Raw genomic sequence first — 23,707 nt, 5'->3', positions numbered from 1 at the left:
ATTATCCACACATCTTAATCACACCTAATAAGCTTTATTTTCAGCTATTTACGCTTGTTTTAACATTTGATGTTAATAATTATTTGTTAAATCGATAATTAAAATCAGTAAAATTATAATGTGTTTTTCTGCGAATTGGCACGGTTCTTTAATAGTTATTAAATATGGAAGAAGAATTCTTTTTTGAATCCAACGAAGACGCACAACGCTCTGTAGAACGTTATGAAGAAATGCTCCGCAACCAGGATCAGTATTTCTTCGATGCCGGTGCTTTCGAATATATTGTGGACTTTTACATCGAAAAAAACGATCCGGTTAAGGCTTTGCAGGTAGTTGAGTTTGCAATTAGCCAACATCCTTATGCAACCGTTTTTTTGATTAAACAAGCACACCTATACATTATAACCAACAATAATGAACACGCATTTATCTCTTTGCAGAAAGCCGAATTATTAGAGCCATCAGAACCTGATATTTATTTGCTTCGTGGTAATATTTTTCAAAACACGGAGCGTTTTAGCGAGGCTTTGGAGAACTACGAAAAAGCATTACTCCTTGCTGAAAGTACAGATGAAATTTTGCTGCAAATTGCTTATGTACACCAGAGCATGGGCGATTATGAAAGTGCGATCACTTATATTAAGTTAAGCTTGGAGCAAAATATGGAAAACCAGGATGGCTTGTACGAGCTGGCTTTCTGTTACGATGTGCTTGATAAACAAGAAGAAAGCATTAAGTTTTATCAGCAGTACATTGATACTGATCCGTACTCTTATGCCGCCTGGTATAATTTGGGGAACAGTTTTCATAAACTAAACCTTTTTGAAAAAGCAATTGATGCTTATGATTATGCGATCTTAATTAAAGAGGATTTTAGTTCGGCTTATTTTAACAAAGGAAACGCATTAGTGCAGTTGGATAAATACGATGAGGCTATTGAAGTTTACAAGCAGACCTTTGAGTATGAGCAGCCCAACGCAGATACTTATTGTGCCATCGGAGAATGCTATGAAAAGCTTGAAAAGATGGATGAGGCCCGTTCTTATTACAAAAAATCGGTAAAAATGGATCCGAAAATGGCTGATGCTTGGTTCGGAATCGGGGTTACTTTAAACCATGAAGAGCGTTATTTCGAGTCGCTGCATTTTTATAAAAAAGCTATCGATTTGGAAGCTGAAAATGCCGATTTCTGGTTTGCAATGGCTGATGCCTATTACAAACTTGGCCAAATAGAAGAATCTATAGTAGCTTACGAAAAGGTATTGGAATACAATCCACTTGATATTGAGGCGTGGTTGGATTTTAGTACGGTGCTTTATGAGCAGGGAAAATTGTTGGAAGCATCGGAAACAATGGCCCAAGCGATAAAAAATAACCCGGAAGCTGCAGAACTCTATTACCGAATGGTGGCGTATCTTTTTGCCATGGGAAACTATGCAGATGCACTCGGTTATCTGGAAACTGCTTTAATAACCGATCCTGATAAGCATTATATTTTGTTTGAATATTTGCCACAGTTACAGGATAACAGCGCCATTATCAACGTGATAAACCGATATATCAGGTAACAGTCTTGTGAGAAAAATTTAACAAATAAATCTGAAAATTTTTTTCACTTTTGTACGCATATGAATTACCCATTATTAAACGTTCCTGAACGTCCATCTAAACCTCGCCAAAGTGGCTATACAATGGTTATGGATAAGGGATTAAGCCTTCGCCAGGTAGAAGATTTTATAGAAGTTGCCGGCGTTTATACAGACATTGTAAAATTAGGTTGGGCTACATCACACGTTACACCAAACCTTAAAGAGAAACTAGCTTTATATAAAAGTGCAGGCATTCCAACTTATTTTGGTGGAACGCTTTTCGAAGCCTTTATTATTCGTAATCAATTTGAAGATTATCAGCGCATTTTAGACCAATATGGGATGGAATATGCAGAGGTTTCTGATGGATCAATCGAAATTGAACATGATTTGAAGTGCGGTTATATCAGCGAATTGGCAAAACAGGTAACTGTAATTTCTGAAGTCGGAAGTAAAGATGCAGCAAAAATTTTCGCTCCATATAAATGGATTAAATTAATGCAGGCAGAAATTCAGGCGGGATCTTGGAAAGTAATTGCAGAGGCTCGCGAAGGCGGTAATGTTGGTATTTATCGCGGAAGTGGTGAAGTGAGGGAAGGTTTGGTTGATGAAATATTAACTCAGATTCCGGAAGAAACCATCATTTGGGAAGCACCTCAAAAAGAACAACAGGTTTGGTTTATCAAACTGATCGGATCGAATGTAAACTTGGGCAATATCGCCCCGGCAGAAGTTATTCCTTTGGAAACTATTCGTTTAGGCTTGCGTGGAGATACTTTTGATTACTTCCTCAACCAAACTAAATAATCTATATCGTTACTATCAATTAAAAAGCAATCTTATTGAACGATCAATAGATTGCTTTTTGATTCGCATAATGCATCATTGCTTATGAAAACATACGGCTTAATTGGATTTCCATTATCCCATTCCTTTTCAAAAAAGTACTTTACCGAAAAGTTTACCAATGAAAAAATTGCCAATCATCAGTATGAACTTTTTCCCATGGAGGATATAAAGTCTTTAGCTGATCTGCTCTCTGAAAATCAGTCGCTTCGCGGATTAAACGTTACCATACCTCACAAAGTTAGTGTATTGCCGTTTTTAAATGAGATTGAAGAGGCTGCAGAAAAAATAGGAGCCGTAAATTGTATCTGTATCAAAAGATTTGAAGGTGAAACCTATTTAAAAGGTTTCAACACAGATGCCTATGGTTTTCAAAAATCACTGCAACCTCTTTTAAGCAACCAGCACCGTAAAGCATTAATTTTTGGAGATGGTGGTGCGGCGAAGGCAGTTAAGTATGTTTTGGAGAAATTAGGTATTGAATACAAAGTAGTGGTTCGCAAACCTGTTGAAGGCACAATTTTATATTCAGAAATTACGGCAGAGATTTTAAAGTCGCATAAATTGCTTATCAATACTACTCCACTGGGCATGTCGCCAAATACAGATAGCTTTCCTGATATCGATTATACTCAACTTGGAGCTGATCATTTGGCTTATGATCTGGTTTATAATCCTTTAGAAACTGCGTTTTTGGCAAAAGCTGCGGCACAGGGCGCTCAAATAAAGAACGGACTGGAAATGCTTTACAAACAGGCAGATAAAGCCTGGGCTATTTGGAATAAATAGTTTAACTTATCCCTGTTGTCAATTGTTTTTATCTAGGGAAGCAAAATATTCCAGAATGTTATGAAATTCAAACCCTTAATATTTATTGCATTCATTGCAGCCTTGGCCTGTTTTGCTTGTCAAAACAATGATTATAGTCCCAAACCAAAGGGCTACTTTCGAATTGAATTTCCAAAGAAAGCCTATACAGAATTTAATAAGCCGGTTCCTTATCAATTTAAATATCCTGTCTACGCAAACTTGGAGAAGGACCAAAGTAGAGATGCTAGGGAGAATTGGTACAACTTACATTTTAAGCAATTTAACGGCTACTTGCACCTCACCTATTACGACGTTTCGGGTAAAGGAGAATATGACCAAATGGTTGAAGATGCCAGGAAACTGGCTTTTAAACATACCATTAAAGCGAGCGCCATCGATCAGCGAATCATCAATTATCCAAAACAAAAGGTTTACGGTATTTATTATGCCATAGAAGGTAATACCGCTTCATCTGTTCAATTTTTTTTAACTGATAGCGCCGAACATTATTTCAGAGGCGCTTTATATTTTAACGAGCGACCGCAATTTGATTCGATTGCACCGGTAGTGAAATTCATTAAGACGGATATTGATACCCTAATCTCTACGTTCAGATGGAAAAATTAAAATCATTCTTTAAAAAGGATTCCTATATATGATTACCGTAAAAACATTCACATTCAACGCTTACAGTGAAAATACCTATGTGCTTTATGATGAAACCAAAGAATGTGTGATCATCGATCCAGGCATGTACGAAGGTTACGAGCAAAATGAATTAACAGCTTTCATTAAGCAAGAAAATCTTAAACCAGTTTTGTTGTTAAATACGCATTGCCATCTCGATCATGTATTCGGGAACAAGTTTGTATTTGATACCTATGGTTTAAAGCCAAAATTTCACAAAGGTGAACTGCAGGTGTTGGAAGCGGTGCCGAGTTATGCGCCATCTATGGGTTTTGGTAAATATGAAGTTTCGCCCTTACCAGATCAGTTTTTGCCTGAAACCGGAACCGTCGCTTTTGGAGATAGCACCTTAGCATTAATTTTTGCTCCAGGGCACTCGCCTGCACATTTATGTCTTTATAGCAAAGCTGATGCGGTTTTGATAGGTGGCGATGTATTATTTTATGGAAGCATAGGAAGAACAGATTTGCCTGGTGGAAATCATCAGCAACTAATTCAAAACATTTCATCAAAACTTTTCGTTTTACCCGATGAAACTAAGGTTTACCCAGGGCATGGTCCTGCCACAACTATTGGTTTCGAAAAACAACACAATCCTTTTTTTTAAAATGCAGAATAGATTTATAGTCTCCTTTACTCTCTAAGCCTTCAATCTTTTAATAACTATCTTTACCAAGTGAATACAGCGCTATATATTGCCAAACGTTACTTGTTTGCGAAAAAGTCTACCAATGCCATTAACCTGATATCGGGCATATCAATGGTTGGTGTTATGGTGGGTAGCGCCGCTTTAATTATTATCCTTTCGGTTTTTAATGGTTTGGAAACGGTAGTGCTGGGTATGTTTGATACCATTACGCCTCAAATAGCCATTACACCGGCCAAGGGAAAAACCTTCGATCCGAATACGACTTATTTTAATGCATTGAAGAAAAGCAAAGATGTTTATGCTTTCTCAGAGGTGTTACAAGAGAAGGCGCTTTTAAAATATAATGATAAACAGGCTGTAGGGCTGGTTAAAGGCGTAAGTGCCGATTATTTGAAAAACACGAAATTAGATAGTACCATTAAAGAAGGTAGGTTTGTTCTTCAAAATAAAAGCGGTTTCAATGGTGTAATGGGTTCTGCATTACAAAGTTATTTGACGGTAAATACTTTAGACCCCTTTACCGAATTGGAAATTTATTCGCCCAAGAAAGATATTTCGGTGAACTCTTTGAACCCAACGGATGATTTTATTGCTAAAAGTATCCGCGTAAGTGGCGTATTTGAGGTACAACAAGAGTTTGATAATGGCATTATTGTTCCCCTTGCTTTTGCTAGAGAACTACTTGATGAAAGTAAAAATGTTTCTGCCATCGAGATTGATTTCAATCCGAATGTTGATGTAGATAGTTATAAAGATCAGATTGCTGAAAGGCTCGGAACTGCTTTTGTGGTAAAAAATAGGGCAGAACAAAATAGTTCTCTGCATCATATTTTCAATTCAGAAAAAAGTATGGTGTACATTATTTTAACATTTATTTTAATAATTGCTATATTTAATATTGTTGGCTCCCTAACCATGTTGGTTATAGATAAAGTAAAAGATATTGCTATTTTAAGTAGTTTAGGCGCAAGTAAAAAACTAATAAAACGTATCTTTTTATTGGAAGGAATGATGATCACAATGTCAGGCTGTGTATTTGGTCTTTTAATTGGTATCGGCTTTTATTATGTTCAACATACATTTGGTCTAATCAAAATGGGCGAAGGAACTTTGGTCAATTCCTATCCTATCGCACTGAAATGGAAAGACTTTATTTTAGTATTTATCACAGTAGGCACTTTTTCATTTTTGGCATCTGCTTTGTCATCAAATCTTAGTGTTAAAAGGATAGATCAGATTAATCAAAATATATAGGATGAGATTATTTAAACAAGCATTTTTATTTGTTGTGCTCCTTGGCGTGGCGGTTACCGCTTGTAATAGAACGGAAAAGGCTGAGGGCGGAAAAAGTAAATTGAAGATTGTTAAAGGGCTATATAGTTTTGGGCCTGAAATGAAATCCTTTACCCTTTGTGAAGATGGGAGAGAATATTGGGTTACAGATAGCGTTAAAAATTTAGAGCTGTCTTACAGCAACTTAGGTTTCGAAAAACCTTACGAGCCTGTTTATGTGGAGCTAGAGGGATATATTGCAAAATCTGATACCTCAACAGTTTCCGCAGATTTCGATTCTACTTTGGTAGTTACCAAGGTGATTAAAATTAGTAAGGAAATTCCTGATGGCCCTTGTGGGCAATAATATTTTCCCATTTATCTTCAAAGCCTGCACTTAAGCCATATTCTCTTCTGTCGGGTGCTTGTACTGATTTTGCTCCATAAGCGACGCCTGATCATAAATGTAATTGCTCTTGGAGAAAAAATAAACATACCCGCAGGGAATGATGGATAATTTTTATTCGCATTTGCGAACATGATTGTTCCCTTATTCTATTACCGCCTCAGCATGCATCACCGTTCCATCTTCTCTTGGTACAATCAACTTGATGTCTGCATCAAATACATCCTTCAAAAAAATCAATAAATTTTTCTGTTTCCTTCACCACTGGTTAAGCCATAATTGGCTCATAGTAATCCGGTACTTTTATAGATATTAAAATTTATCTTGGCGTTTAGCTCGCTTTCCGTCCGCTATACCTCTGGTGAAAAGTTGGGGGATATCGCTGCAATCGTTAACGCAAAACCCAAAGCGTTGATCGTTCACAAGTCAATATAAAGTTATCAATTTCAATTAAACAAAAACGGCCTTCTGGTTTATCCAGAAGGCCGTTCTAAAAATCAATATTCACGTCTACCAGAATATAGAATAGAGCGCTACTAATATTCCGCAAACCAGTAATGATCCAACTGCAAATCCTGGATCCACCTTAAACATGCTGCTGTCTATCTCTAAACCATTTGATTTATCGCCTTTTTTGTTTTCAATCATACTAATGATAAACATCACTACAATACAGATCACAAACACAAAACCCATTCTATCGAGGAAAGGAATTTCGTAAACCCCTTCTGCATTTGCTACAGAGAAACCAAAATCATGCAAGAATGATAAATCCATCATTCCTGGTAAAAATTTTAATAAAACTGATAAACCGAAACCGCCAATAGTAGCGAACAATGCTGCGTTTGAAGTCGTTTTTTTCCAGAAGAAACCAAGAATAAACATGGCGAAAATACCGGGACTTACAAAACCTGTATATTCCTGAATAAACTCAAATCCACCTTTTTTATCAATACCCAGGAAAGGAGAAATTGCTACTGCAATAGCCATCGCAATAATCACAACCATTCTTCCTGTTCTCACCAAAGTCTTTTCAGAAGCTTCTTTTTTAATGTGTTTCTTGAAAATATCTAGAGTGTAAATGGTAGATATACTATTAATTTTACCAGCCAATGAAGCTACAATTGCTGCCGTTAATGCTGCAAATGATAATCCTTTTAAACCTGTAGGCAAAATATTCAGCAACGTCGGGTAAGCTCTATCCGGGCGAAGTTCGCCACCAGGCATCATTGAATTTACATCAATACCTGTTTTTTCCTGATACAACATATACACCGCTATACCTGGTAAAACAACGATTAAAGGCATCAGAAGCTTCAAAAACGCGGCAAACAGAATACCTGCTCTTGCTGTTTTTAAATCGGCACCTAAAGCACGTTGAGTGATATACTGATTACAACCCCAATAGTTTAGGTTTACAATCCACATACCACCTAACAATACGGTCATGCCCGGTAAAGAAGCATAATTGGCACTGTCCTTTTTGAAAATCATATGGAAGTGATCTGGTGCTTTTTCTCTCAAAAATGCTAAACCATCTAAAACGCCATCGCCACCAAAGTGATCACTAACCAGATTTAGTGCTAAATAGGTTGTAGCTAAACCACCAAAAATCAAAAATGCCACTTGAATAACATCGGTATAACCGATAACCTTCATACCACCTAAAGCGATAATAACAGCGAAGACAGCTAAACCTGTCATACAATACCAGAAACCTATACCAGATATACTACTTACGGCCAATGCGCCAAGATAAAGGATAGAAGTTAAGTTTACTACCACATATAATAACAACCAAAACACCGCCATAATCATGGCAACGGTGCCATTGTATCGCTGACTTAAGAATTGCGGCATGGTGTAAATCTTGTTTTTAAGATATACCGGGATAAAAAATGTTGCTACAATAACCAGCGTTGCAGCAGCCATCCACTCGTAGGTAGAAATGGCCAGCCCCATTTTAAATCCATCCCCACTCATGGCCACAAATTGCTCTGCACTGATGTTAGAGGCAATTAGCGACGTTCCAATGGCCCACCATGTAAGCGATCCTTCCGCAAGGAAATAATCCTTACTGCTCATTTGAGCTTGCTTTTTACGATGGTAAATCCAGAAACCATAAATTGCTACAACCGCAAAATAGGCTAGAAAAATAATGTAATCTGTTACTTTCATTTAAGATAAGTTATTTGGTTTAGAAGGCTAAATGTAATAAAATCATAAATTAAATTTCAATTTATTTGATTTAAAAATGTTATTAAGACATTTATTATTTCTATTCGCAAGATTTTATATATATCTGTTGATCAAATTTTCAAGATATTCTTGTTTGCCACTGCGTACTTCAGGCTCTCCATTTTCGGCAGCATAGTTTCTTAAATCTTCTAAACTTAACTTCCCTTGTTCAAATTCTGCACCTTTTCCACTATCGAATGAAGCATAACGATCTGTTCTTACTTTTTTATAATCTGATTTTTGAAGAATGGCATCAGCGGTAATTAAGGCTCTGGCAAAAATATCCATTCCCCCAACATGTGCATAAAATAAATCTTTTGCATCAGTAGAATTACGACGGATTTTAGCATCGAAGTTAACACCTCCGCCCTGTAAACCGCCACCTTCTAAAATAACCAGCATCGATTCGGTTAGCTCATTAATGTCGTTAGGGAATTGATCCGTATCCCATCCATTTTGGTAATCGCCACGGTTGGCATCGATAGAACCCAATAAGCCATTATCTACTGCAACCTGTAACTCATGCTGAAAAGTATGCCCAGCCAAAGTAGCGTGGTTTACCTCCAGGTTTAATTTAAAATCTTTTAACAAATCATATTCCTGCAAAAAGCCTTTAACGGTTGCAGCGTCATAATCATATTGGTGTTTAGACGGCTCGCATGGCTTAGGCTCGATGAAGAAAGTTCCTTTAAAACCTTGTTTGCGAGCATAATCTTTTGCGGTGTGTAAAAACTTAGCCAAATGTTCCTGCTCACGTTTCATATTAGTGTTCAGCAAGCTCATGTAGCCTTCTCTACCACCCCAAAAAACATAGTTTTCACCGCCCAAGGCAATTGTAGCATCTAAAGCTGCTTTAACTTGTGCAGCGCCGTGAGCCAAGACATGAAAATCTGGATTGGTTGAAGCGCCATTCATGTACCGTTTGTGGCTGAACAAATTTGCTGTTCCCCACAGTAATTTTACGCCGCTATCTGCTTGTTTTTGTTTTGCATATTCAACCAAAGCCTGTAGCCTACGCTCATTTTCCGCAACATTGTCACCATAATCAACCACATCCACATCGTGGAAACAATAGTAAGGCAATTGCATTTTAGTAATAAACTCAAACGCTGCATCCATTTTGTCTTTAGCTCTTTCTACAGGATCACTTTTTTCATCCCAAGGGAATACATGTGTTGCGCCACCAAATGGGTCAGCTCCATTTCCGTTGAACGAATGCCAGTAGGCGCATGCAAATTTGAAGTGCTCGTTCATGGTTTTGCCAGCCACAATTTTATTTGCGTCATACCATCTAAAGGCTAATGGATTATCACTTTCTAATCCTTCGAACTGAATTTGATCGATGCCTTTGAAAAATTCTTTTGATCCTGTTACTACTTTTGTCATTGTGATCTTTTTATGTGATTCTACTTTAATGCTTTAATTAATATTTCTTTCCATTCCTGATAAATGGGCTCGTATTCTTCCGAATTTTTTGGGGTCAAGGTTTCAATCACTTCGTGGTGGGTGAAGGCTTCTTCTGCAGTTTTGAAAATCCCCGCACCGATGCCGGCTCCCAATGCCGCCCCAACACTACCATCGTTCTCGTAAAGTTCCACGGCTACTCCGGTAACATCAACAAAGGTTTGTGCAAAAACATCGCTTAAAAAAAGATTTGCCCGCCCTGCTCTGATTACTTTTGGGGTCATTCCGTTCTCTCGCATGATATCCAGACCATACCTGAAAGAAAAAGCGATACCTTCTTGAACTGCCCTAAAAATATCGGATAGATTGTGAGTATTTAAATCGATACCTAAGAGTTGGGCACCAGTATATTTGTTGTTTAACATACGTTCAGCGCCGTTTCCGAAGGGTAAAACTTTTAAACACCTACTCCCGATTGGTGCCTGATTGGCCAGACTGTTTAATTCCTGATAAGTTGATTGTGGCGCAAAAGCGTGTTTCGCCCAGCGGTACATGCTGCCTGTTCCATTAATACAAAGCAAAACGCCTGTATTTTTTTCTAACGAAGAATAGGTTACGTGGGCAAACGTATTTACACGGGATTGTTTGTCATAGGTTAAGCTATCGCTCACGCCATAAATTACACCTGATGTTCCGGCTGTTGCCGCGACTTCTCCAGGTTTTAGCACATTAAGTGATAGCGCATTGTTTGGCTGATCTCCAGCTTTATAAGCTACAGGAATTCCGGGTGTTAGTTCTAGTAACCTTGCAATGCCTTCCTTTAAAAGGCCGTGAGAAGCAAAAAGTTGATTTACCTTTGGAATGATGCTGCCCTCTAATCCATAACAATCGATCACATCTTTTGAAATTTCATGTTTCTGAAAATCCCAAAAAATCCCTTCTGATAAAGCTGATATGCTAGTGGTTATATCTCCAGTTAGTTTCATCGCAATGAAATCTCCTGGCAACATTATTTTATCAATTTTTTGATAAATACCAGGTTCGTTTTCTTTTACCCAAGCTAGTTTGGACGCGGTGAAATTTCCGGGAGAATTTAGCAAACTACTCAAAGCCTTTTCATGCCCTATTTTGTCAAAAGCCTTTTCGCCAATTTCAACCGCTCTGCTATCACACCAGATGATACTATCACGCAAAACATTTTGATCTTGATCTACCACAACTAAACCATGCATTTGGTAGGCGATGCCAATGGCTGCAATGTTCTTAGGATCAAACAACTTGGTTGCGTTTAGTTTTAAAATCGCTTGCTGCGTATTGTGCCACCAATCTAATGGAGATTGTTCAGCCCACCCGTGTTTAACGGATTTTATTTCCGTTTCTTGTTCAGGGTACTGTGCTGTTGCTACACATTTTTGACTCGCCACATCTACAACTGCAACTTTTATAGACGAAGTGCCTAAATCAATACCTAATAAATACATTTGTTTTGATTAAATTAATATCTGGTTATGCAAACGGTTGCATAAAGATAGTTCTTAAATTATAATTCGCAAATTATTTCCAAAAATCTGCACAAAGCAATTTTCAAAGTACCCAGAAAAGGTTCCCATATTTAATAACAGTTGTTACAACCGTTTGAATTTGGCTCTATTTTTTTATCCGAACTAATATTTTGTAGTATTTATTAAATTAGCAGATTAAAACAAGAACGAAACTTATGCAACAAATCACTTGGGAGGATTTTGAAAAGGTCGATTTGAGAGTTGGAACGGTACTGGAAGCTCTTGAGTTTCCAGAAGCACGCAGGCCAGCCTATAAATTGACAGTAGATTTTGGAGAAATCGGCATAAAAACCAGTAGCGCACAAATTACTAAACATTATACCTTAGCTGAATTACCAGGGAGGCAAATTGTAGGAATTATAAATTTTCCAAAGAAACAGATTGGCAAGTTTATGTCTGAATTTTTAGTAACTGGTTTCGCTGATGAAAATGGTGACATTGTTTTAACATCTGTTGATAGAAAGGTCCCGAATGGCAGTAAACTGATTTAATCGTGTGATTAGTTACCTGCAGATCTAAGATCATAAACAACGCTGATTGTCGCAGATAGTTGATGCATATTGCGATTCACCTAGATTTTCGATTTTTTTCTGCCAGATCTGCGGGGGAAGTTGGCCTTATGTCAACATAAAGAATAAACTATATTTGCCGTATGAGTTTTTATAATTTCGAAGAAACCAATCCAGAAGTAGAAGATATTCACTATATGAAACTGGCTTTGGAGGAAGCTAAAAAGGCGTTGGCCGAAGATGAAATTCCGATTGGAGCAATTGTAGTGAGCAAAAACCGAATCGTTGGGCGAGGTTATAATTTAACCGAAAAGTTTAATGATGTAACTGCGCATGCAGAAATGCAAGCTTTTACATCAGCGGCTCAAACCCTGGGTGGGAAATACCTTAGGGATTGTACTTTATACGTTACCATCGAGCCTTGCGTAATGTGCGCTGGCGCAAGCTATTGGACCCAAATCAGCAGAATCGTATACGGAGCCAGGGAAGAAAAGCGTGGTTTCATTTCAAAGAATGCAAATTTACTGCATCCTAAAACTGAACTTAAAGGTGGCGTTCTGGCAGATGAGGCAGCAATTTTAATGAGGGATTTCTTTGTTAAAAAACGATAGCTAAAGATTTAGGGTCTAGTAAATTTGATATTCCGGTAACTTTTGCAAAGCTTAAATCCTTCCAATTTCTATCATCATAAATTGAAAGGAAAACGATTTGATGATATTTACATGAACAAATCTTAACCTACTAATGTTATATTTGCTACAGAAACATTTTAAAATCTTAAAACATAAATACTATGGCTTTTGAATTACCTGCGTTACCGTACGCAACCGACGCATTAGAACCGCATATTGATAAAACTACCATGGAAATTCACCATGATAAACATCATCAAGCTTATGTTACCAACTTAAATAAAGCTGTTGAAGGTAAGCCTGAGGCTAGTTTAAGTATTGAAGAAATTGTTAAAAACATTTCAAAATATCCTGCAGCAGTTAGAAACAATGGCGGGGGTCATTATAATCACTCTTTGTTTTGGAAAGTTTTAGGCCCGAATAAAGGTGGAGAGCCAACTGGCGATTTAGCTAAAGCAATCAACGATACATTTGGTTCGTTTGCTGAACTGAAAACTAAATTGCAAGACGCTGGTGCAACTCGTTTCGGTTCTGGTTGGGCTTGGTTATCAGTTGGTGCTGATAAAAAACTTCAAGTTTCCTCTACACCAAATCAAGATAACCCTTTAATGGATGTTGCTGAAGTAAAAGGTACGCCAATTTTCGGTATCGATGTTTGGGAGCACGCTTACTATTTAAAATATCAAAACAAACGCCCAGATTATTTAGCGGCTATTTGGAATGCTGTTAATTGGGATGCTGTTGCTGAACTTTATAAAAAAGCTTTATAAGTTTCCATTTATAATAAATTTTGAAAGTCTCGATTCAATCGGGACTTTCTTGTTTTAAGATAAATAAGTAACTTTGCCACTGTAAAATATTCAAAATGAAGAAGATTATATTTTTATTTCTTTTAGTGATTGGGATGGCAGGTTTAGCAAATGCACAGCAGAATAAGATGCCAACACCAGATGAAATTGCGAAGAAAAATGTGGAGGATTTGGATAAAAGATTGAAGCTGAATGATACTCAAAAGAGTGTGATTTATCGCTTCACCTATAATCAGGCTAAAGAACAGGCAGATTTAATAAAAAGACAACAAGCTGGCAACTCCAGAGATGAGGATGTAGATAAATTCTATAAACTACAAAACGAAACCTCGAAAAATATCCGTAACGTGTTAAAAGGCGAACAACAAACCGAATACGATAAAGTTATCGAAGAGCGCCTGAGCGGCAAAGCGAATAAAGATAAAAAGAAGAAAAAGAAAAAGGGCGAAGAAGAGGTTGAAAGCGATATCAAAGGATTGCTGTCTGCACCACCGCTTGATCCACAGAAGCAATAAAGAAAGCCATGCCTGAAGTTATAGTAGGCACAATTGTACTTGGTTTATTGTTGTCGCCACAACTGCTAGCCGGTTTTTTAGCCAAACGAACTGGGAGAAATTTCTGGTTTTGGTTTTCAATATCTTTCCTCATTCCAATCATTTCCTTAATTATTCTTGTTTTTTTGGAGGATAAGAATCCGAATAGCGCTGGCTATAAGCTGGCAGATCATGTTGGGAAAGATTAAAAGGAGTTCAAGGTTTTAGTGTTCGTTGAATTGATACTCTCGTTCGTTCGGTAATATTGGATCAAGTTGTGCTAAATTTCCTTCTACAAAATATTTCACAATTTGCCGTAGATCCTGAACTACCACTACATCTGCATGTCGAGCTTCCCAAACTTTCTTCTCTGTTTGCCGGTGATTAATTTAGTAAACCGACCTTTTTTCTCAAGACGATACGAAGAAAAGTTTACAAGCAGGTTTAAATTTTCCTCATGCAGTGTCATTAATCTATATACTTGGACCAAACATTAAGGTTTCGCCCATTAACCTCATCGGATATATCCAAATATCAATAATCTAATAATTGATATGCTCATCGCTGCGGTAAGAGTGATAATAATTCTTTTCCTGTTGCCAATAGATGTTTTTGCGAAAGAATTGCAAGTCAAAACTACTACGGTTTAGCAATTCGGTTTTATTGCCTAATGAAGATATAAATTCGATCTTGAACATACGTTATGATACAAGACTTTTATCAGATGCCCTAATGTAAAGAAGAATTTCATTTTTGTTTTCTTTGTATGTTAAGGAGTGAATAGAGCGACATCTTTTTGTTGGTTTTTGACAATTCCTATCTCTGATCGGCAAGGCGTTTGTAAGAGTTAGTAACTTTACCAATAAAAGATTTAGCGCAACGCCCGGCCGAATCCAGCTGATTAATATTGGTTCTGCTTTCAAATTCATCTTCTAATAAGATTGCTACATCGCTACGCTCTTCGCAATGACGATAAGTCATCAAACTTTTTATCATCAACTATTTGATAATAAAAGTTTTCTATCTATCTTTGCAGTCCCAAATTTAATGGGAATAATAAATTGTTTAATAAATTAAATACAAGCAAGTGAATACGTTAAGTTACAAAACTGTCTCTGCCAATGCGAAAACTGTTAACAAACAGTGGATTGTTGTTGATGCACAAGGCGAGATTTTGGGGCGCTTGTCATCGAAGATCGCTATGATCATCCGTGGTAAAAACAAGCCTGAGTACACCCCACACGTAGACTGCGGAGATAATGTTATTGTTATCAATGCAGACAAGGTTAAATTGACAGGAAACAAATTCAGCGAAAAGCAATATGTTTCTTATACTGGTTATCCAGGTGGTCAGCGTTTTATTTCTCCTAAGGAGTTAATGGCGAAACACCCTCAACGTGTAATCGAGAAAGCGGTACGTGGTATGTTACCGAAAACTAAATTGGGTAAAAAACTTTACACCAATCTTTTTGTGTATGCTGGTGAAACTCACCCTCATGCAGCTCAATCTCCAAAAACCATTAAACTTTAAGAAATGTCAGTTACTAACACTTCAGGAAGAAGAAAAACAGCTGTTGCACGTATCTACTTAAAAGATGGTGCTGGAGCAATTACCGTTAACGGTAAAGATCACAAAGTTTATTTCCCAACTTTACCTTTGCAATATATCGTAAACCAAAGTTTAGAAGTTTCTGAACTTACAGGTCGTTATGATATCACTGTAAACGTACAAGGCGGTGGAGTAAAAGGACAAGCAGAAGCTGTTCGTTTAGCTATTGCTAAAGCGATTGTTGAACTAGATGCGGAGAAAAAACCTGCATTACGTGCTAAAGGCCTAATGACGCGTGATATGCGTATGGTTGAGCGTAAAAAACCAGGACGTGCTAAAGCTCGTAAGAAATTCCAATTCAGTAAACGTTAATCACAAGAGGCAAGAACAATGGCAAGAACAACTTATCAAGACTTATTGGATGCAGGTGTACACTTTGGTCACCTTACCCGTAAATGGAATCCGAAAATGGCTCCTTACATTTTCATGGAGCGTAACGGAATTCACATTATAGATTTAAATAAAACTTTAACTAAAACTGAAGAAGCTGCGGCTGCGATTAAACAAATCGTAAAATCAGGACGTAAAGTATTATTTGTTTCAACAAAAAAACAAGCAAAAGGAATCGTAGCTGAGCAAGCTAAAAAAGTGAACATGCCTTTCGTAACCGAGCGTTGGTTAGGTGGTATGTTAACTAACTTCGCTACCGTTCGTAAGTCAATTAAAAAGATGGTTACCATCGATAAAATGACTAAAGACGGTACTTATTCGATTCTTTCTAAAAAAGAGCGTTTGATGATTCAACGTGAGCGTATTAAATTAGAATCACTTTTAGGTGGTATTGCTGATTTAAACCGTTTACCTGCAGCTTTATTCTTAATTGATGTTAAGAAAGAACACATTGCGGTAACTGAAGCATTAAAATTAAACATCCCAACTTTTGCGATGGTTGATACAAACTCTGATCCTTCTAACATCGATTTCCCAATTCCAGCGAATGATGATGCTACGAAATCAATCTCTTTAATCACTGATGTAATTATCAAAGCTATTGAAGAAGGTTTAGATGAGCGCAAACGCGAAAAAGATGATGAAGCTGAGAAAGAAGCAGTAGCAGCGAAAGTTGCAGCTGATGCTCCCGAAGCCAAAGAACCTAGAGCAGCTGGTGAAAAAAGACCAACTACTAAAAAGGTAACGGCTGAAGCAGAAACTGAAGCGCCTTCATCAGAAGAAACTAAAACAGAAGAATAATTAAGTTATAAGTTATAGGTTATAAGTTGTAGGTAAAGCCCGCAACCTGTAACCTGTAACTTTTAACATTTTAAGGAACTTATAAAATTTTTAAACATGTCTACAGTACAAATTACTGCCGCTGATGTAAATAAACTACGCCAACAAACTGGCGCTGGTATGATGGATTGCAAAAAAGCTTTAGTAGAAGCTAATGGCGATTTCGAAGCAGCTGTTGATTTATTGCGTAAAAAAGGTCAAAAAGTATCTGCCGCTCGTTCTGGTAATGCTACATCTGAAGGTCTGGTATCAATCGCTGTTTCAGCAGATGGTACAAATGGTAAATTAGTTGCTTTAGCTTGTGAAACTGAACCAGTTTCTAAAGTTGAAGATTTCCGTAATCTTGCTCAGGCTGTTTTAGCTGCAGCGGTTGCTAACAATCCTGCTACTGCAGAAGAGTTAGAGGCAATTAAATTAGAAGATGGACGTACAGTTGCCGAAACTATTACTGAATTAACTGGTAAAATTGGCGAGAAAATCGTTATTCAAGAGTATGCAAACGTAACTGGCGAGAAAATCGTTTCTTATATTCACTCTAACGGTAAAATGGGTGTTTTGGTAGTATTCCAAGGTGCTAATGGTGTTGATATTACTGACGCTGGTAAAGATGTTGCAATGCAGATTGCTGCAATGAACCCAGTTGCTGTTGATAAAGACGGTGTAGATCCTGCTACTATCGAACGTGAAATTGAAATAGCTAAAGACGTTATTCGTCAAGAAGGTAAACCAGAAGAAATGGTTGAGAAAATCGCTGCCGGTAAATTGAACAAATTCTACAAAGATAGTACTTTATTAAACCAAGAGTTTGTTAAAGACGGTTCAATGGATGTTCGTAAATTCTTAGACAATACGGCTAAAGGATTAACGGTAACCGCTTTCAAACGCGTTCAGTTAGGTGCATAAGCATTTGTAAACAATATTGAGAAGTCCCGATGAAAATCGGGATTTTTTTTGACCATTTTTTTCGAAAATAACAACTTGATGCTCTTGTGTAGCTTTAGCCTTGTCATTGTTTCAATTTTTTGATTTGTTTTTACTTTATAATATTGTCAATACCTACCGCCGCGGTAAGCAGGAACCGCACATGAATCTAGTGGGACCACGAAACAAAAAGTATTTCCACACTATCGCATTTATAAGCAAAGGTGAGTACTCAAAAGGCGAAATTAGGTTTCAAATTAGTAACTTGAGTTCGATAATTAATTGATATAAAAGATGTTAAAGCGATATTTCGTATATTTAAGTATACTTAACGAAATAAAGCATTACATAAAATAACGTTACCGATTTTTCTGCATTGTTCATGAGTTTTGCCAGAACTTTGAAAAAATGATTAAAACATCATTTTAGGCAAGCTTTCACGAGGCCCGTCACGATATCTGATAGCGAGATCGTCAACATTCTTCTTTTATTTCAGATTAGCGACTTTAAATGCTTCAAGCATTATTATATTTTCTACGTCCAGAAGCATAGGTAGGATGGTTTCTCAAAAAAAGTGTCTTATAACCGCTTTGTTGAACGTAACCAAAGTGTAATCATGCCTTTGACAATCTTCTTAAAAACCTGTTGTTCTGGGTTATTGTACAGGAATTTCTTTCGTGGATTCTACACCGATAAGAGTTTGTAAGAAACAACGTATAAAAGCAAACAAGGTTTTCAAAGGCATCGCTGAAGTTGGAAAATCAACCATGGGATGGTTCTATGGGTTCAACTCCAGCTACTTATAAATGATAGAGGAGAAATTCTTAACTTTCTTATCAGTCAAGGAAATAGAGATGATAGAGAGCCTTAAAGAGAGAAGGGGTTCTCAAAAAATATTTGGAAAGCTAATTGGATACAAGGGATATATCTCTAAAAATTTGTTCGAGACCCTCTTTACTGATGGCCTTCAATTGGTGAAAGGGATCCGCAATAAATTGGAAAATAGCCTGATAAGTATAAAGACAAGATCATGCTACGAAAAAGATAAGTAATCCAAACGGTTAACGATGAAGTTAAAAATATTGTCAAATTGAACACTCTAGAGATCGTCCTTTCATTAATTTTATCATTAATATGATGGCAGGATTGGCTGCATATAGCATCTTCCCAAAGAAGCCTTGTATCAAATATGAAACTGTAAAAACTAATCAGTTGTATGCTTTTTAATAATAATCGAACTCAGGTTAGTAACTTAGGCCAGTAAAAAGCAAATCTTATGTTCCATATACCAAATGCTAAATTTTTCGATGATGGTGTTCTGCAAGAAAGGAAAAGCATTAAAATCGATCAAGGTAAAATCATTTCAATTGAAGCATCGGAAGAAGATTCCGAAACAGAATTTCTTGTTCCCGGCTTAATCGACCTTCAAATCTATGGCGCCGGAGGGAAACTGTTTTCAGCAGAGCCCACAGTAGAAGCACTTCGGGTAATGGAAGACGATTTGCTCAAAAAAGGCACCACAGGTTTCTTGGCTTGTATGGCTACCAATACCGCAGAGGTATTTCATGCATGTATCGCGACAGCAAAAGAATATCGTTCATCAGCCAGAAATCTTTTAGGCTTACATTTAGAAGGTCCATTTTTAAATCCAAAGCGTTTGGGCGCACATGTTCCTGAGTTCGTACGGAAAGCTACCTTAGACGAGATTAAAGAATTATTGGATTTTGGAGATGGTGTAATTAAGATGATGACTATCGCGCCAGAATGCAATGACGAAAAGGTAATTAGTTATTTGATTGATAATGGTGTAGTAGTTTCCCTAGGCCATAGCAACGCTACTTTTGAACAAGCTAGCGCCGCGTACAATATGGGCATGCACACTACTACGCACTTATTCAATGCAATGAGCCCTATCCATCATCGTGAACCTGGCATACCAACGGCATTGTTCAACCACAATAGGGCTATGTCTAGCATTATTGTGGATGGGCAGCATGTAGATTTCGAGATCGTAAAATTTGCCAAGACGCTACTTAAAGAAAGATTGTTCTTAATTACTGATGCGGTAACAGAATGTAACACAGGGCCGTATCAGCATATTAAAAGAGGTGAAAAATATGTTATGCCAGATGGAACACTTTCGGGATCATCACTAACCATGTTGCAAGCGTTGAAAAATTGTGTTGAATACTGTGATATTGCCTTAAGCGAGGCGATAAATATGGCTACAGTTTATCCGGCAAAGTTGATTGGAATTGAAAACCTGACTGGCAAAATAGTGAGTGGTGGGGATGCAAATCTGGTTATTATTGACAATGATTTGAACCTGAAGCAAGTATTTTTCCATGGAGAAGAAGTTTCAATCTAAATAATTACATCAATTGTTAGAAACAATAGCTCGGTATTAAAAAATTGTTGATATTTTTGAAGTCATGAAATACAAACGCATCCTACTAAAGCTTAGCGGTGAATCACTAATGGGCGAAAAACAATACGGTATTGATAATGAACGTGTTAAACAATATGCTGAAGATATTAAAGCAGTACACGACAAAGGTCTGGAAATTGCAATCGTTATTGGTGGAGGTAATATTTTTAGAGGATTAAGTGCCGAAAAAAGTGGGATGGACAGAGCTCAGGCGGATTATATGGGCATGCTAGCTACTGTAATTAACTCTATGGCATTACAAGATGCGTTGGAAAAAGTTGGTATAAAAACCCGCTTACTTACGGCCATTAAAATGGAACAAATTTGTGAGCCGTTTATCCGCCGTAGAGCGGTGCGCCACTTAGAGAAAGGCCGAGTTGTTATTTTTGGAGCTGGAACAGGAAATCCATACTTCACTACCGATTCTGCCGCCGCGTTAAGGGCCATTGAAATTAAAGCAGATGCAGTATTGAAGGGAACACGTGTTGATGGTATTTATACTGCAGATCCTGAAAAGGATCCGTTAGCGACTAAATACGATGAAATATCATTTAAAGAAGTATATGCAAAAGGTTTAAACGTAATGGATATGACTGCTTTTACTTTATGTGAAGAAAACCAGGTTCCTATTATTGTGTTTGATATGAATAAACATGGTAATTTCATGAAAATTGCTAATGGCGAACCAATTGGTACTTTGGTGAAATAAAGCTTAAATTATTATTTTTGTAGAAATACACATATTATGAACGAACTCATACAATTGCAATTAATGGATGCCCAATCTTCTATGGATAAGGCTATCGATCATTGCGAATCAGAATTAACTAAAATTAGAGCTGGTAAGGCTTCTGCAGGAATGCTTGATGGTATTTTTGTAGATTACTATGGTGCTTCTACCGCCTTGTCTCAAGTATCTAGCATCAACACGCCGGATGCCAGAACGATTGTAATTCAGCCTTGGGAAAAATCGTTATTAGTGCCAATAGAAAAAGCTATTCAGGTAGCAAACATTGGTATCAACCCTCAAAATGATGGTATTATAATTCGTTTAGTTGTACCGCCATTAACTGAAGAACGCAGAAAAGACTTGGTTAAAAAAGTAAAGGAAGAGGCAGAACGTGGACGCATTACCGTTCGTAACATCCGCAAAGATGCCAATACCAAAATACAAAAGCTAAAAGGAGAAGGTGTATCTGACGATGAAATAAAGACAGGTGAGGCCGAAGTACAAAAATTAACTGATGCTTATATCGTTAAAGTTGATAAGCATGCAGAAGCAAAGGAAAAAGATGTAATGACCGTTTAGGTCATCAATCAAAAAAATAAAAAGGGAATAAGGTATAACTTATTCCCTTTTTTTATGCTGCTTTTTTGGAAGGGTAGATTCTCGTTCGATTAATTTGGTGGATAACACAACTTGCTTGAAAGCTGATTCCTGTTCTTTCGACTCTAGTTTTAAAAGCATTATCTTCATCAGGTTTTCAGCAATTTCCCGTACCGGCTGCGCAACTGCAGTTATAGATGGCGTATAAAATTCGAGTAGCTCAAAATCATCAAAAGATAGCAAAGCAGGTTTTGATGAAGGTGATATTCCCATTTGTTTCAGCGTTCGCAAACCATCGAGGCAAATGTAATTGGCAGAGAAAATTACCGCATCAAGTTGCTTTTCCGAAGAAAAAAATGTTGTCATTTGTTCTATCGAAGTTAAATCAGAACGGTCATATTTGACCTTTTTAATAGTAGTAGGAAGTTGGTGATCCTTCATGGCTTTTTCATAACCCGCTAACCGATCAACCATTTGTTGTAAATCTGTTTCGAGTGTTACAAAGCCTATATTCTGATAACCGTTATTGATTAGGTAGTGTGTGGCGTTAAAGGTTGCCCCCGCATTATCTATCACCACGTAATCGGTTTGAAGTTCAGGTACATATCGATCAAAAAGTACTACCGGTGTATTGGTTTCAATTAGTTTTTTAGTTTCCGCTTCAAATCCTTCTGGCAAAGCCATAATGTACCCATCCACGTGCCGGTCACGAAATATCTGGAGTAATTCGATAGCCTTTTCATGACTATTGTGGGTACTGCTGAAAAGAATTTTGTATCCATTTTCTGAGGCTTTCTGATCTAAATGATGCGCTATACGGGAAAAAAAAGGTTCAGAAATATCGTCTACAAGAAAGCCAATTACATTTGTTTTTCCAGTACGCAGGCTCTTTGCTAGGGTATTGGGCTGGTAACCCCATTTTTCAACCAAATCAAGTACCTTTTTGGTAACTGCCTTGCTTATATTTTTTTCTTGAGCTTTGCCATTTATCACGAAAGAAACGGTAGTGATAGATATATTTAATTCGTTTGCTATATCTTTTATTTGGATTTTCTTTTTCATTAATGTGGTATAACACTTACAATAGATCGAAATATAGGAAATATTTGAATATTAACTCCATATTAATATTGGCACCGACTAAGGATAAAGGCGACTTCGACCTAAACAGTAAAAAAAAAAGAGCAACCTATCCAGGATTGCTCGATTAACTAACTTATTATTCATAAAAAATGCTGTTGGGGAAGGAGTCGAACCTTCAAGGGGTAGTTAGCTACAGTTCAAAAAATTAATTGTGGTCAACCCAATAAACTGCGTTTATCCCATTATTCCCCACCACCGAGACAAGGAGGCGTGTCTGCCAATTTCACCACCCAACATTTAGTCATTAGTCTAAAGTCGAAGTAAGGAGTCTAAAGACTACTGACTAGGGACTTGGACTAAGTCGCTGTAGGGGAAGGAATCGAACCTTCAAGGAGTGGTTAGCCATTGCTGGTTTTCCATGATCTCCGCCACCGAGACAAGGAGGTGTGTCTGCCTGTTTCACCACCCTACATTATGTTCAGCAATTGTGAAAGAACGTTCCCTTTTTGTTAATTGCTTGATACAAATGTAAAAGAACTCTAAATACCTTGCAAATATTTTAAACATTTAATTTTATTTTTATAATATTGATAAATTTTTATAAATTCGCTTATCATAATTCAAAAATATGCTTAAAAAAGACAATTCCAATTTAGAAATTGACAACCTTGATATTGATATATTAAAACAGTTAATGCAAGATGCGACGAAACCTTATACGGAAATTGCGAAGGATTTAATCGTATCTGGCGGTACAATACATGTTAGAATGAAAAAATTACAGGAGATGGGCATTATAAAAGGCTCTCACCTGATTATAGATCCACAGAAGGCAGGCTACGACATTTGTGCTTTTTTAGGAATTTACCTGGAGAAGGGAATACAATACAAAGATGCTGTTGCTCAATTAAGTAAAATTAAGGAGGTGGTAGAGTTACATTATACGACTGGATCTTATAGTATGTTCGCAAAAATTATTTGTAGGGATACAAACCATTTGCGCCATGTGCTTAATGAAGAAATTCAGGCTGTTAATGGAATTCAACGGACAGAAACCCTAATTTCTTTGGAAGAAAGCATTAAAAGACAGATTGAGCTAGGATAAAGGTTTTAAGTTATAGGGGTTGTAGGTTTTAAATGACCGAGGATAAGCAAGCCAAAAG

The 23,707-nt window shown here is 37.2% G+C and carries 25 protein-coding genes, 2 tRNA genes and 1 pseudogene; 21 read left to right on the top strand and 7 right to left on the bottom strand.

All coding sequences use genetic code 11. The annotated features are described in order from the left end of the window. Positions 1-164 precede the first annotated feature (164 nt). From AC3ITD_RS17455 to AC3ITD_RS17425, 7 genes are all read left to right on the top strand, one after another. The gene (locus AC3ITD_RS17455; RefSeq protein WP_265799660.1) at positions 165-1,568 is read left to right on the top strand and encodes a tetratricopeptide repeat protein; all 1,404 of its coding nucleotides are present in this window, start codon (positions 165-167) and stop codon (positions 1,566-1,568) included. Between the two features lie 60 nt (positions 1,569-1,628). Further along, complete coding sequence (locus tag AC3ITD_RS17450) at positions 1,629-2,396, top strand: phosphosulfolactate synthase (protein ID WP_489361630.1); 768 nt, start codon at positions 1,629-1,631, stop codon at positions 2,394-2,396. 84 nt (positions 2,397-2,480) lie between these two features. Continuing rightward, complete coding sequence (locus AC3ITD_RS17445) at positions 2,481-3,224, top strand: shikimate dehydrogenase family protein (RefSeq protein ID WP_489361628.1); 744 nt, start codon at positions 2,481-2,483, stop codon at positions 3,222-3,224. Between the two features lie 60 nt (positions 3,225-3,284). Beyond that, positions 3,285-3,872, top strand: a complete 588-nt coding sequence (gene gldD / locus AC3ITD_RS17440; protein WP_489361626.1) for a gliding motility lipoprotein GldD — start codon at positions 3,285-3,287, stop codon at positions 3,870-3,872. Positions 3,873-3,900: 28 nt separating this feature from the next. Further along, positions 3,901-4,539: an MBL fold metallo-hydrolase gene (locus tag AC3ITD_RS17435; RefSeq protein ID WP_489361624.1), complete on the top strand. Its 639-nt coding sequence runs from the start codon at positions 3,901-3,903 to the stop codon at positions 4,537-4,539. 69 nt (positions 4,540-4,608) lie between these two features. Next, complete coding sequence (locus AC3ITD_RS17430) at positions 4,609-5,835, top strand: FtsX-like permease family protein (RefSeq protein ID WP_489361622.1); 1,227 nt, start codon at positions 4,609-4,611, stop codon at positions 5,833-5,835. A gap of 1 nt (position 5,836) precedes the next feature. Continuing rightward, positions 5,837-6,220 (top strand): hypothetical protein, encoded by a 384-nt coding sequence (locus AC3ITD_RS17425; protein WP_265799666.1) that lies wholly within the window; start codon positions 5,837-5,839, stop codon positions 6,218-6,220. 549 nt (positions 6,221-6,769) lie between these two features. Here the strand turns inward: AC3ITD_RS17425 and AC3ITD_RS17420 are convergent. The 3 genes from AC3ITD_RS17420 to AC3ITD_RS17410 all read right to left on the bottom strand — a co-directional run bounded on the left by AC3ITD_RS17420 (position 6,770) and on the right by AC3ITD_RS17410 (position 11,382). Continuing rightward, positions 6,770-8,437: a sodium/sugar symporter gene (locus AC3ITD_RS17420; protein WP_489361620.1), complete on the bottom strand. Its 1,668-nt coding sequence runs from the start codon at positions 8,435-8,437 to the stop codon at positions 6,770-6,772. Positions 8,438-8,551: 114 nt separating this feature from the next. Then, entirely contained in the window at positions 8,552-9,883 is a 1,332-nt protein-coding gene (xylA, locus tag AC3ITD_RS17415; protein WP_489361618.1) for a xylose isomerase, read from the bottom strand. 20 nt (positions 9,884-9,903) lie between these two features. Further along, positions 9,904-11,382: a xylulokinase gene (locus AC3ITD_RS17410; protein ID WP_489361616.1), complete on the bottom strand. Its 1,479-nt coding sequence runs from the start codon at positions 11,380-11,382 to the stop codon at positions 9,904-9,906. Between the two features lie 236 nt (positions 11,383-11,618). Here AC3ITD_RS17410 and AC3ITD_RS17405 point away from each other — a divergent pair, with 236 nt between their 5' ends. The 5 genes from AC3ITD_RS17405 (at position 11,619) to AC3ITD_RS17385 (ending at position 14,155) form a co-directional block, all read left to right on the top strand. Then, positions 11,619-11,954: a tRNA-binding protein gene (locus AC3ITD_RS17405; RefSeq protein WP_489361614.1), complete on the top strand. Its 336-nt coding sequence runs from the start codon at positions 11,619-11,621 to the stop codon at positions 11,952-11,954. A gap of 161 nt (positions 11,955-12,115) precedes the next feature. Beyond that, on the top strand, positions 12,116-12,583 hold the full coding sequence (locus AC3ITD_RS17400; RefSeq protein ID WP_489361612.1) for a nucleoside deaminase: 468 nt from the start codon (positions 12,116-12,118) through the stop codon (positions 12,581-12,583). A gap of 182 nt (positions 12,584-12,765) precedes the next feature. Continuing rightward, positions 12,766-13,374: a superoxide dismutase gene (locus tag AC3ITD_RS17395; protein ID WP_489361610.1), complete on the top strand. Its 609-nt coding sequence runs from the start codon at positions 12,766-12,768 to the stop codon at positions 13,372-13,374. Positions 13,375-13,469: 95 nt separating this feature from the next. Further along, positions 13,470-13,928, top strand: coding sequence for a hypothetical protein (locus AC3ITD_RS17390; protein ID WP_265799673.1), 459 nt, complete (start codon positions 13,470-13,472; stop codon positions 13,926-13,928). A gap of 8 nt (positions 13,929-13,936) precedes the next feature. Then, the gene (locus AC3ITD_RS17385) at positions 13,937-14,155 is read left to right on the top strand and encodes a hypothetical protein (protein WP_489361607.1); all 219 of its coding nucleotides are present in this window, start codon (positions 13,937-13,939) and stop codon (positions 14,153-14,155) included. Positions 14,156-14,762: 607 nt separating this feature from the next. On the opposite strand, the gene AC3ITD_RS17380 is transcribed toward AC3ITD_RS17385, so the two are convergent. After that, positions 14,763-14,942 carry a hypothetical protein gene (locus AC3ITD_RS17380; RefSeq protein WP_489361605.1) on the bottom strand — a complete coding sequence of 60 codons (180 nt, stop codon included), beginning with the start codon at positions 14,940-14,942 and terminating at the stop codon, positions 14,763-14,765. A 91-nt stretch (positions 14,943-15,033) separates the two neighbouring features. On the opposite strand from AC3ITD_RS17380, the gene rplM reads away from it, so the two are divergent. From rplM to frr, 8 genes and pseudogenes are all read left to right on the top strand, one after another. Then, complete coding sequence (gene rplM / locus AC3ITD_RS17375) at positions 15,034-15,477, top strand: 50S ribosomal protein L13 (protein WP_010602007.1); 444 nt, start codon at positions 15,034-15,036, stop codon at positions 15,475-15,477. Positions 15,478-15,480: 3 nt separating this feature from the next. Then, on the top strand, positions 15,481-15,867 hold the full coding sequence (rpsI, locus tag AC3ITD_RS17370; RefSeq protein WP_055913282.1) for a 30S ribosomal protein S9: 387 nt from the start codon (positions 15,481-15,483) through the stop codon (positions 15,865-15,867). Positions 15,868-15,885: 18 nt separating this feature from the next. Continuing rightward, the gene (rpsB, locus tag AC3ITD_RS17365; protein ID WP_056848141.1) at positions 15,886-16,746 is read left to right on the top strand and encodes a 30S ribosomal protein S2; all 861 of its coding nucleotides are present in this window, start codon (positions 15,886-15,888) and stop codon (positions 16,744-16,746) included. A gap of 96 nt (positions 16,747-16,842) precedes the next feature. After that, on the top strand, positions 16,843-17,688 hold the full coding sequence (gene tsf / locus AC3ITD_RS17360) for a translation elongation factor Ts (protein ID WP_265799676.1): 846 nt from the start codon (positions 16,843-16,845) through the stop codon (positions 17,686-17,688). 695 nt (positions 17,689-18,383) lie between these two features. Then, positions 18,384-18,758: pseudogene (locus AC3ITD_RS17355) on the top strand (transposase). A gap of 224 nt (positions 18,759-18,982) precedes the next feature. Continuing rightward, on the top strand, positions 18,983-20,074 hold the full coding sequence (gene nagA, locus AC3ITD_RS17350) for an N-acetylglucosamine-6-phosphate deacetylase (RefSeq protein WP_489361601.1): 1,092 nt from the start codon (positions 18,983-18,985) through the stop codon (positions 20,072-20,074). Between the two features lie 64 nt (positions 20,075-20,138). Next, positions 20,139-20,843 (top strand): UMP kinase, encoded by a 705-nt coding sequence (gene pyrH / locus AC3ITD_RS17345; RefSeq protein WP_265799678.1) that lies wholly within the window; start codon positions 20,139-20,141, stop codon positions 20,841-20,843. A gap of 36 nt (positions 20,844-20,879) precedes the next feature. Continuing rightward, positions 20,880-21,443 (top strand): ribosome recycling factor, encoded by a 564-nt coding sequence (frr, locus tag AC3ITD_RS17340; protein ID WP_489361599.1) that lies wholly within the window; start codon positions 20,880-20,882, stop codon positions 21,441-21,443. Positions 21,444-21,482: 39 nt separating this feature from the next. On the opposite strand, the gene AC3ITD_RS17335 is transcribed toward frr, so the two are convergent. From AC3ITD_RS17335 to AC3ITD_RS17325, 3 genes are all read right to left on the bottom strand, one after another. Further along, positions 21,483-22,523 (bottom strand): LacI family DNA-binding transcriptional regulator, encoded by a 1,041-nt coding sequence (locus AC3ITD_RS17335; protein WP_489361597.1) that lies wholly within the window; start codon positions 22,521-22,523, stop codon positions 21,483-21,485. A 173-nt stretch (positions 22,524-22,696) separates the two neighbouring features. Further along, positions 22,697-22,840, bottom strand: a tRNA-Asp gene (locus AC3ITD_RS17330). A gap of 68 nt (positions 22,841-22,908) precedes the next feature. After that, positions 22,909-23,016, bottom strand: a tRNA-Asp gene (locus AC3ITD_RS17325). A gap of 156 nt (positions 23,017-23,172) precedes the next feature. On the opposite strand from AC3ITD_RS17325, the gene AC3ITD_RS17320 reads away from it, so the two are divergent. Beyond that, positions 23,173-23,649, top strand: coding sequence for an Lrp/AsnC ligand binding domain-containing protein (locus AC3ITD_RS17320; RefSeq protein ID WP_056848148.1), 477 nt, complete (start codon positions 23,173-23,175; stop codon positions 23,647-23,649). Positions 23,650-23,707 lie beyond the last annotated feature (58 nt).

It is taken from the genome of Pedobacter sp. KH_004 (assembly GCF_057840755.1).
This window is presented reverse-complemented; position numbering and strand designations above follow the sequence as displayed.